A 9,637-nucleotide genomic window follows, 5' to 3' on the forward strand; every position below is an offset into this window, starting at 1 on the left:
CGCCCGGACTTCCTACGCATCCGCGACCCCCTTCTCCACGAAAGGCACCCCACCCATGCGCAACCTCATCTCCCTCGCCGACCTGACGCCCGCCGAGCTGGACCGGATCGTGCGGCGGGCCGTGTTCTTCGGCCGCGAGGGCGTCGATCACAGGTCGCTCGACGGCAAGCAGGTCGGCGTCTACTTCCGCAAGTCCTCGACCCGCACCCGTACGTCGTTCTGGAGCGCGGCGACCCGGCTGGGTGCCGACGTCATCACGTACGGCCCGAACGAGCTGCAACTGTCCACCGGCGAGACCGTCGAGGACACCTCGCGCGTGCTCGGGCAGTACCTGGACGCCCTGGTGGTGCGCACCAACGGGGACGTGGAGGAGATACGGCGGCTCGGCAGCAGCCCGGACCTGGCCGTCGTCAACGCGCTCAGCCTGGACGAGCACCCCACCCAGGCCGTCGCGGACCTGGCCACGCTCACCGAGCGGTTCGACTCGCTGGACGGGCTGCACCTCCTCGCCGTCGGCGAGGGCAACAGCTCCGGCGCCGCCCTCGCACTGGCCACGGCGCTCAGCCCGGGACTGCGGCTGACGCTGCTGTGCCCGAGTGGCTACGAGGTGCCGAAGGACAAGCTGGACCTCGCCGACGAGCTGGCCGGCGGCAAGGCCGCGGTCACCCAGATCACCAGCCCGGACCAGGTCGAGGGGCCGGTCGACGCGGTGTACACCAGCCGCTGGCAGACGATGGGCGTGCCCAAGGCCGACCCCGACTGGCTGAAGGACTTCGAGGGCTTCCGGATCGACGACGCCTTCCTCGACCGGTTCGGCGGCCCGGACACCGTGTTCCTGCACGACCTGCCCGCCGTGCGCGGTCAGGAGGTCACGGACGAGGTGCTGGACGGGCCGCGCAGCGTCGCCTGGCGGCAGGCGTACCACAAGATGACGGCCGCGATGGCGGTGCTGGAGTGGTGCGTGGTCTCCGCCGGGAGCTGAGCGGACGGGAAAAGGGCCGGGCGGGCTGGAGAATTCCAGCCCGCCCGGCCCTTTCGCGGTGTCAGCCCGCGAGCGCCGCGACGACCGAACGCGGTCGCATGTCCGTCCAGTTGGCCTCGATGAATTCCATGCATTCCTGCTTTCCGCTCTCTTCCTTCACGAGTTCCCAGCCGGCCGGCTGCTCGATGCGGGCGGGCCAGAGGGAATGCTGACCCTCGTCGTTGACCAGCACGACGTAACGGCCGTCGGCGTCCTCGAACGGATTCGTTGCCATGGTGTCCACCTCTGCGAAGTCGGCTTGTGGAGAAGACGCTAGATCCGCGCCGGCGCCTTGCCAGGCAGCAGGCCGGGCAGTTGTGCGGCAACCGGGCTCCGGTGCGCGCGGGTGACCGCGATCCCGGTGGCGACGGTGGCCGCGCGGACCGAGGCGAGCGCCTCGCGCAGCAGCTCCGCACGCTCCGACGGGGCCTCGGCGAGCCGCGGCCTGCCCGCTCGCACCAGGCTCAATGCGGCCTCCAGCACGGCGACTTGAGCCTCCCCCAGGGCCTCACTGCGGTCGATCTCCTCGCGTGCCCGGTCCAGCACTGCCTCCAGCGTGTCCGTCATGTCCTCACTCCTCACTCGGGTGTCGTGCACCCCAGTGTCGGGCCCCGCGGAGACCGGCGGCGGCAGGCGGACGCCAACTGCTGCCCGCCTGCCTGTCGGTTGCCGCCGGGGACGCCGGAAACGGCGGCGGCGCGAATCTACGGTGATGTCCGAAAGGAAGTTCCGGGACCGCCGGAGCCTCTTTCTCCCCTGTCACCCCATGATGTGGACGAAGCGAACAATGAAGCCTGTGGAACGGGCGGATCGCCCTCGATCCGGGCCGCTGGACGTCGTCGTAACCGGACTGCCGTCCGATGCGCACACCTGGAACCTCGTATTCATCCAGCTGTTGCTCGAAGACCTCGGGCACAAGGTCGTCAACCTGGGTCCGTGCGTTCCCCAGGACGAAATCGTGGAATCCTGCTGCAAATTCGAACCGGATCTGCTGGTCGTCAGCAGTGTCAACGGGCACGGCTTCAACGACGCCCGGCCCCTCATCGAGGCGGTCAGGTCGCGGTGGGAGCTGGCGGGTCTGCCGTCCGTGATCGGCGGCAAGCTCGGTGTCGGCGGTGGTGACCAGGAGCAGGCCGCCGAGCTGATGCGGGCCGGCTTCGACGCCGTGTTCCAGGACGGGACCGGCATCGCCGCCTTCGAGTCCTTCGTCGGCTCCCTGGCGGTGACACGGTGAACGCGGTCGACAAGGCCGACGCGGTCAACGCGCTGCACCGGCGGCCGCCGTCCTTCGGCCGCTTCGTCGCCGAGGCGCAGGCCCGCGGGGCGCTCGTGGTGCAGCCGCGGATGGGGTTCTCGGACCCGGCGCTGATGCGGGCCGGCCTGCGGGCCACCAAGGGGGCGGCGGACGCGGTCGTCGGCACCGTCACCATCGACAGCTACACGCGGGTGGGCGACGAACCCTCGGCGGTGCGGGCGCTGCGCGACCGGGTCCCGCTCAACGGCTTCCCGATCACCTCCTACAGCCCGCACACCGCGGCCTGGGTGCTGGACGGCGTACGCGACGCCGGTTTCCCGGTGCAGGTGCGGCACGGCTCGGCCCGCCCCCAGGGCATCATCGCCGCGCTGGCCCGCGTCGGCCTGGACGCCACCGAGGGCGGCCCGGTGTCGTACTGCCTGCCGTACGGGCGCACCCCGCTGCTGGACTCGGTGCGCAACTGGCAGGAGAGCTGCGAGGCGCTGGCGGCGCTGCGGGCGACCGGCGCGGAACCGCACCTGGAGACGTTCGGCGGATGCATGCTCGGCCAGCTGTGCCCGCCGGGGCTGCTGGTGGCGATCAGCGCCCTGGAGGCACTGTTCTTCCACCGGGCGGGTCTGCGCAGCATCTCGCTCAGCTACGCCCAGCAGACCAGCCCCGCCCAGGACCGTGAGGCGGTGCACGCGCTGCGCCGGCTGGCCGGCGAGCTGCTGCCCGACACCGACTGGCACATCGTCCTCTACACGTACATGGGCCTGTATCCGAGCACCCGGCGGGGCGCCCTGGACCTCCTCGAGCGCTCCGCCGAGCTGGCCGTGGAGACGGGCGCGGCCCGGCTGATCGTGAAGACGACGGCCGAGTCGCACCGGATCCCGACGGTGGAGGAGAACGTCGAGGCGCTGGGCGTCGCCTCCCGGGCCGCCGCCGCCCGGCACGTCACGGCGGCCGTACCGCGTGGCGACCTCGCCGGCAATCCCGTCTACGCCGAGGCCCGCGCCCTGGTGGACGCCGTGCTCGAACTGGACGCGGATCTCGGCCGGGGGCTGCTGAAGGCGTTCGCCCGCGGTCTGCTGGACGTCCCCTACTGCCTGCACCCCGACAACGCGGGCCGCTCCCGGAGCACCGTCGACCGCGAGGGCCGGCTGGTGTGGACGGAGACCGGGGCGATGCCCATCGGCCTCGTCTCGCGGCGCGGCCGCCGGCTGACGGCGGCGGGCCTGTACGACGCGCTGTCGTTCGTGCAGCGCCGCCATGACACCCCTCATACCCAGGAGGTAGCAGCATGACCAGCACGCCCGCGTTCCCGTCCTCGCCCGACCAGCACCTGATGCGGGAGAGCACCCGCGCCACCCTGCGGGTCCAGTCCCGCATGCTGGCCGCGACCCGCGCGTTCCTGACCGGGCGCGGCTTCCAGGAGCTGCTGCCGCCGGTGATCGGTCCGGTCACCGACCCGGGCATCCGTGGTTCCAAGCAGGTCGACGTCGACTTCTACGGCCACAAGTACAAGTTGATGACCAGCGCGATCCTGTACAAGCAGGCGTCCCTGCTCGCCTTCGACAAGATCTTCTACATCGCGCCGAACGTCCGTCTGGAGCCCCTGGAGACAGCGGTCACGCACCGCCACCTCGCCGAGTTCCACCAGATAGACGTGGAGATACGCGACGCCCGCCGAGAGGACGCGATGGAGGTCGCCGAGCAGCTGGTGGCCCACGTCGTCGACGACGTGGTCCGCGGCCTGCCGGGCGACCTGGAGCTGCTGGGCCGGGACACGGACGCGTTCCGCGAGGTCGTCCAGGGCCTCTTCGGCCGTACGACCCACAAGGAGGCGACCGCCGACCTGGTGGCGCTGGGCCACCCGCAGGACCCGGGCGCCGAGATCGACTGGCAGGGCGAGGAGATCATCTCCGCGAAGAGCAGCCGGCCGTTCTTCGTGGTCGACTACCCGAAGGGCTCGCGCGGCTTCTACGACCGCGAGGACCCGGAGCAGCCGGGCGTCCTGCGCAACTTCGACCTGATCGCGCCCGAGGGCTACGGCGAACTGGCCAGCGGCAGCGAGCGGGAACACGACTACGCGGCCCTGGTGACCCGGATGCGGGAGACGGGCGAGAACCCGGCCAAGTACGGCTGGTACCTGGACCTGGCCCGGCGCGGCATCCCCGCCAGCTCCGGCTTCGGCATCGGTCTGGAGCGCTTCACCCGCTACGTCGCCGGGCGCACCGCGGCGTGGGAGGCCAGCGCCTACCCGAAGGTCCCGGGAGTGGTGTCGGCATGAGCGCCGTGCTGAGCGCCACCGGCTTCCCCGAGGAACAGGTACGGCACCGGGCCCGGCACGGCGCCGCCGCCGCCTTCCCCGCGCTGGAGGGCTACGGCACGGGCCTGCTCGGCGCCGTCCCGGCCGGGCAGGACCCCGGCGACCTGCTGGAGCGGGCCCGGATCGTACCCCCGGTGTTCATGCCGGAGCGGCTGAAGAAGCTGATCGAGCTGGCCCGCGAACCGCTGTACACGGACGTCGAACTGGACGCCGTGATCGGCGGGTTCACCTCCCGGCTGCCGCTGTACGTGTCGGCGTTCGGCTCCACCCAGGTCGCCAGCCGCGACCTCGGCGAGGCGGCGGGCCGGCAGGCGGGGCGGCTGGGCATCCCGATGGTCATCGGCGAGAACGTCGTCCCGGTCAACGGCTACCGTGCCGCGGCCGACGCCGAGGTCTCGCCGCTGCTGGGCCGGATCACCGCGTACACCGAGGCCGCCGCGGCGAGCGGCGACGAGGAGTGCGGCGGTGTCGTCGTCCAGCAGTCCACCGAGGACGCGGACGCCGAGGTGTGGAACCTCCTCTACAGCGACCCGGCCTGCGAACCCCTGCTGGCCTCCGGCCGGCTGGCCTTCGAGCTGAAGGTCGGCCAGGGCGCCAAGCCGGGACTGGGCGGGCTGACCGTCCTGGGCCGCGAGGCCGCCGGGAGGGTCGCCGAGCAGTACGCCACCGACGAGGTGCTCGGTGCCGGAGGCGACCGGGTGCTGCGGATCAGCAGCCCCGGCACCTTCACCGAGGAGATCCTGCGCCAGCAGATCCGGCTGATGCGCAACAACTTCCCGCGGGCGAAGGTGTGGGTGAAGCTCCACCCCGGCCGGGATGTCGCGCTCGCGGCGGCCACGGCGTGGGCGGCCGGCGCGGACTCCGTCACGGTCGACGGCGCCGAGGGCGGCACGGCCTGGGCGCCCAGCGGGTTCCTCGGCCAGGTCGGGCTCCCCCTCGGCGAGTGCCTGACCCGGATCGGCCGCACCGGCAACTGCCTGCTGGCCAGCGGGCGGATGTGGGAGGGCACCCGGGCGGTGAAGGCCCTGGCGCTCGGCGCCCACGCCGTCGGGCTGGGCCGTGCCGCCCTGCTGGCGGTCGACGAGGACGCCGAGGACGGTCTCGTCCGGCTCGTCGAGAGCATCGCGCTGGAGCTGCGGCTGCTGATCAGCGCCGTCGGCAAGTACCGGGTGGACGCGCTGGACGCCAAGGACGTCCTGCTGCCGCCCGCCTGACCTCCCCGGGGCACACACCCGGTCCCACCAGCACCGCCCTGTTTTCGCACACGTCGTGGCTCCGTCGGTCTCCCGGCCCGCCGCGAGACCAGCCAACCGAGCTTCCCGAAAAGGTGTCGAGATGTCCCAGCAGCAAGCCGAACCGGCTCTCTCCACGGGCGCCGACGGCGTGCCCGCGCACATCACCGCGTACAACGACACGGCGGTGGACCTCCCTGTCGGCGCCCTGCACGAGCTGTTCGCCGCGCAGGCCGCCCGCACCCCCGACGCGGTCGCCCTGGTGGGCGCGGAGCGCGAACTCACCTACCGGGAGCTGGACGGGGCCTCCGACGCCCTGGCGCACCGGCTGATCGAGGCGGGCGTGGGCCCCGCGGACGCGGTCGGCCTGCTCTTCGACCGCTCCCTCGCCTACGTCGTCACCGTGCTGGCCGTCCTCAAGGCCGGTGGCGTGTACGTCCCGCTGGACCCGCGCCAGCGCGCCGAGCGGCAGAGCTGGATCCTCGACAACACCTCCGCCGTGCTGCTGGTGACGGACCGGCGGACCGACGAGGAGACCTCCTTCGCGGGGGAGCTTCCCGTGCTGCGGGTGAGCGACGCGAGCCTGGTCTCGTACGACCCCGCGCCCGCGCCCCGCGTCGTGGTCCACCCCGACCAGGCGCTGTACGTGATGTTCACCTCCGGCTCCACCGGCACCCCCAAGGGGGTCGTCAACACCCACCGCAACGTGGTGGAGCTGGCCCTGGACCCCGGCTTCGGCACCGCGGCCCACGAGCGGGTGCTCGCCTACTCACCGCTGGCCTTCGACTCCTCGACCTACGAGCTGTGGGTGCCGCTGCTGCGCGGCGGGCTGGCCGTCGTGCTGTCCTCGCCGAAGATCGACATCGGTGAGCTGGGCGAGGCCATCACCCGGCACGAGGTGACCGCCGCCTACTTCACGACCGCCCTCTTCGACGCGATGGCCGGCGAGGCCATCGCCGGACTGGCCCGGCTGCGGGAGATCTGGACCGGCGGCGACGTGCTGTCGGCGACCGCCCTGCGCAAGGTCCTCGACCACTGCCCGGACACCACGGTCGTGCACGTCTACGGCCCGACCGAGGCCACCGTCTTCTGCAGCTACCAGGCCTTCACCCCCGAGGTGCGCACCCTGGACCGCCTCCACCTGGGCGTCCCGATGGCCAACACCGCGATGTACGTCCTGGACGGCGACCTGCGCCACACGGCCCCCGGCGAGACCGGCGAACTCTACGTCGCGGGACCGCACCTGGCGCAGGGCTACAGCCGCCGCCCGGGCATCACCGCCGAGCGCTTCACCGCCGACCCGTACGGTCCGGCCGGCAGCCGCATGTACCGCACCGGTGACCTGGCCGCCTGGAACGAGCACGGCGAGATCGTCTTCCAGGGCCGCGCCGACCAGCAGATCAAGCTGCGCGGCAACCGCATCGAGCCGGGCGAGATCGAGACGGTGCTGACCGGTCACCCGTCCGTGAACCAGGCCGCGGTGATCGTCCGCGAGGACCGCCCCGGCGACAAGCGCCTGGTGGCGTACGTCGTCCCGGCCGTCGAGGGTGTCGTCGACACCGCCGAGCTGTCGCGGTACGCCGGCCGGGAGCTGGTCGAGTACATGGTTCCGTCGGCGATCGTCCCGCTCGGCGCGCTGCCCCTGACCCCCAACGGCAAGCTGGACCGGCGTGCGCTGCCCGCGCCCGGCGCCGGGACGACGGCGAACGGCCGGGCGGCGCGCAACGGTGTCGAGGAGGTGCTCGGCGGCCTGTTCGCGCACGCGCTGGGACTGCCCTCGATCGGCATCGACGACGACTTCTTCGCCGTCGGCGGCCACTCCCTGCTCGCCACCCGCCTGGTCAGCCGCGTGCGCGGCACGTTCGGCGTCCAGCTCACCCTGCGGGAGTTCTTCAAGCACCCGACGGTGGCCCTGCTCGCCGAGTACGTCACCAGCGGCGGCGGCGAGTCCGGGCGCCCCGAGCTGACGGCCGCCGGGGAGCGGCCCCGGCTGCTTCCGCTGTCGGCGGCCCAGCAGCGGCTGTGGTTCCTGGACCAGCTGGAGGGCCCCTCGGCGACGTACAACATCCCGCTGAGCGTGCGGATCCGGGGCGCGCTCGACGTACGGGCGCTGGAGTCGGCGTTCACCGACGTGGTGGGCCGGCACGAGAGCCTGCGCACGGTCTTCGGCACGGAGGGGGGCCGCACCCACCAGCGGGTGCTGCCGGCGGACACGGTGCGGGTCCGGCTGCCGGTCACGGCGGCCGACGAGGCGACGGTCGGGGAGCTGCTGTCGGCCGAGGCGGCGCGGACCTTCGACCTGGCCGGTGAACTGCCCGTGCGGGCCAGCCTGTTCAGCCTCGGCGAGCGGGAGCACGTCCTGCTCGTGGTGATGCACCACATCGTGTCGGACGGCTGGTCCTACCAGCCGCTGATGCGGGACCTGAGCACCGCGTACACGACCCGGGCGCGCGGGGAGCGCCCCGCCTGGGAGCCGCTGCCGGCGCAGTACGCCGACTACACGCTGTGGCAGGAGAAGCTGCTGGCGGGCTGCGAGCAGGGGCAGCTGGACTTCTGGCGCGGGGCCCTGGCCGGGCTTCCGGAGGAGGTCACCCTGCCGGCGGTCCGGCCGCGGCCCGCCGTCGCCTCCTACCGGGGCGCCACGCACACGGTGCACTGCCCGCCCGAGGTGCACGCGACGCTGGCGACGCTGGCCCGGGAGTCCGGGGCCTCGGTGTTCATGGTGGCGCAGGCCGCGGTGTCGACCCTGCTGTCCCGTTCCGGCGGCGGGCACGACATCCCGCTCGGCTCGCCGATCGCGGGCCGTACGGACCAGAAGCTGGACGACCTCGTCGGGTTCTTCGTCAACACCCTCGTGCTGCGCACCGACCTGAGCGGCGCCCCGAGCTTCCGGGAGCTGCTGGCCCGGGTCCGGGAGACCGACCTGGCCGCCTGGGCCCACCAGGACCTGCCCTTCGACCGGCTGGTGGAGGTGCTCAACCCGGAGCGTTCCGCGTCCCGGCACCCCCTGTTCCAGGTCATGCTGACCCTCACCGACGCGGCCACGCCGACCCTGGTCGCCGACGGCCTCGACACGCGCGCCGAGTTCACCTGGCTGCGGGCCGCCAAGTTCGACCTGACCTTCTCCTTCGCGGAGCACCGGGGGGCGGACGGGACACCGGGCGGGCTGGACATCACCGTCGAGTACGCCACCGACCTGTACGACGCGGGCACGATCGAGGCGGCGGCCGCACGGCTGGTACGGCTGCTCGGAGCGGCGGCCGAGACGCCCGACCTCCCCGTCACGGAGCTGGAGCTGCTGTCCCGCGCCGAGCGGGAACTGCTGCTGGAGCGCTGGGCGGGTCCGGTCACCGAAAGCGCCGACGCGGGCCTGGGCGAGCTGTTCGCCGCGCAGGCCGCCCGCACCCCGGACGCCGTGGCCGTCGTGCACGGCACACAGCGGCTGACGTACCGGGAGCTGGACGAGCGGGCGAACCGGCTCGCGCACCGGCTGATCGCGGAAGGGGTCCGCGCCGGGAGCCGGGTCGCGCTCTTCCAGGAGCGGTCGGTGGACGCGGTCGTCAGCACCCTCGCGGTCGTCAAGGCCGGCGCGGTGTACGTCCCGCTCGACACCCGCTACCCCGTGGAGCGCGTCCAGCTGATCGTCGCCCAGTCGAGCATCGGCTACTTCCTCACGGACACGACCGTCACCGGCCTGCAGCTCCCGGCCGGCGCCCGTCTGCTCCAGGTCGCCGGCCTGGACGGCGCCGGTCCGGACGCGAGCGATCCGGGGGTGCGGGTCCATCCGGACCAGCCGGTGTACGCCATGTTCACCTCCG

Annotated in this window: 8 protein-coding genes; 6 read left to right on the forward strand and 2 right to left on the reverse strand. The window is 72.8% G+C overall.

Annotation, left to right across the window (positions count from 1 at the left end; genetic code table 11):
• Window positions 1–55: 55 nt before the first annotated feature.
• Complete coding sequence (locus AB0B40_RS30345; RefSeq protein WP_362266708.1) at window positions 56–982, forward strand: ornithine carbamoyltransferase; 927 nt, start codon at window positions 56–58, stop codon at window positions 980–982.
• A 61-nt stretch (window positions 983–1,043) separates the two neighbouring features.
• On the opposite strand, the gene AB0B40_RS30350 is transcribed toward AB0B40_RS30345, so the two are convergent.
• A complete protein-coding gene (locus AB0B40_RS30350) occupies window positions 1,044–1,256 on the reverse strand; it encodes an MbtH family protein (protein WP_251094770.1) in 213 nt (70 codons plus the stop codon).
• Between the two features lie 38 nt (window positions 1,257–1,294).
• Complete coding sequence (locus AB0B40_RS30355) at window positions 1,295–1,588, reverse strand: hypothetical protein (protein ID WP_345053053.1); 294 nt, start codon at window positions 1,586–1,588, stop codon at window positions 1,295–1,297.
• A 229-nt stretch (window positions 1,589–1,817) separates the two neighbouring features.
• On the opposite strand from AB0B40_RS30355, the gene AB0B40_RS30360 reads away from it, so the two are divergent.
• The 5 genes from AB0B40_RS30360 to AB0B40_RS30380 all read left to right on the forward strand — a co-directional run.
• On the forward strand, window positions 1,818–2,255 hold the full coding sequence (locus AB0B40_RS30360) for a cobalamin-dependent protein (RefSeq protein ID WP_345053050.1): 438 nt from the start codon (window positions 1,818–1,820) through the stop codon (window positions 2,253–2,255).
• A gap of 32 nt (window positions 2,256–2,287) precedes the next feature.
• Entirely contained in the window at window positions 2,288–3,562 is a 1,275-nt protein-coding gene (locus AB0B40_RS30365; protein WP_345053097.1) for a methylaspartate mutase, read from the forward strand.
• Window positions 3,559–4,548, forward strand: coding sequence for an asparagine synthetase A (locus AB0B40_RS30370; RefSeq protein WP_345053048.1), 990 nt, complete (start codon window positions 3,559–3,561; stop codon window positions 4,546–4,548). Before AB0B40_RS30365 ends, AB0B40_RS30370 begins: the two co-directional genes overlap by 4 nt.
• Window positions 4,545–5,801 carry a glutamate synthase-related protein gene (locus AB0B40_RS30375; protein ID WP_345053046.1) on the forward strand — a complete coding sequence of 419 codons (1,257 nt, stop codon included), beginning with the start codon at window positions 4,545–4,547 and terminating at the stop codon, window positions 5,799–5,801. The genes AB0B40_RS30370 and AB0B40_RS30375 overlap by 4 nt, the downstream gene beginning before the upstream one ends.
• A 121-nt stretch (window positions 5,802–5,922) precedes the next feature.
• A partial coding sequence (locus AB0B40_RS30380) for an amino acid adenylation domain-containing protein (protein WP_362266711.1) occupies window positions 5,923–9,637 on the forward strand: 3,715 nt, incomplete at its 3' end.

The organism is Streptomyces sp. NPDC042638, assembly GCF_040647235.1.
Classification (GTDB): domain Bacteria; phylum Actinomycetota; class Actinomycetes; order Streptomycetales; family Streptomycetaceae; genus Streptomyces; species Streptomyces rameus.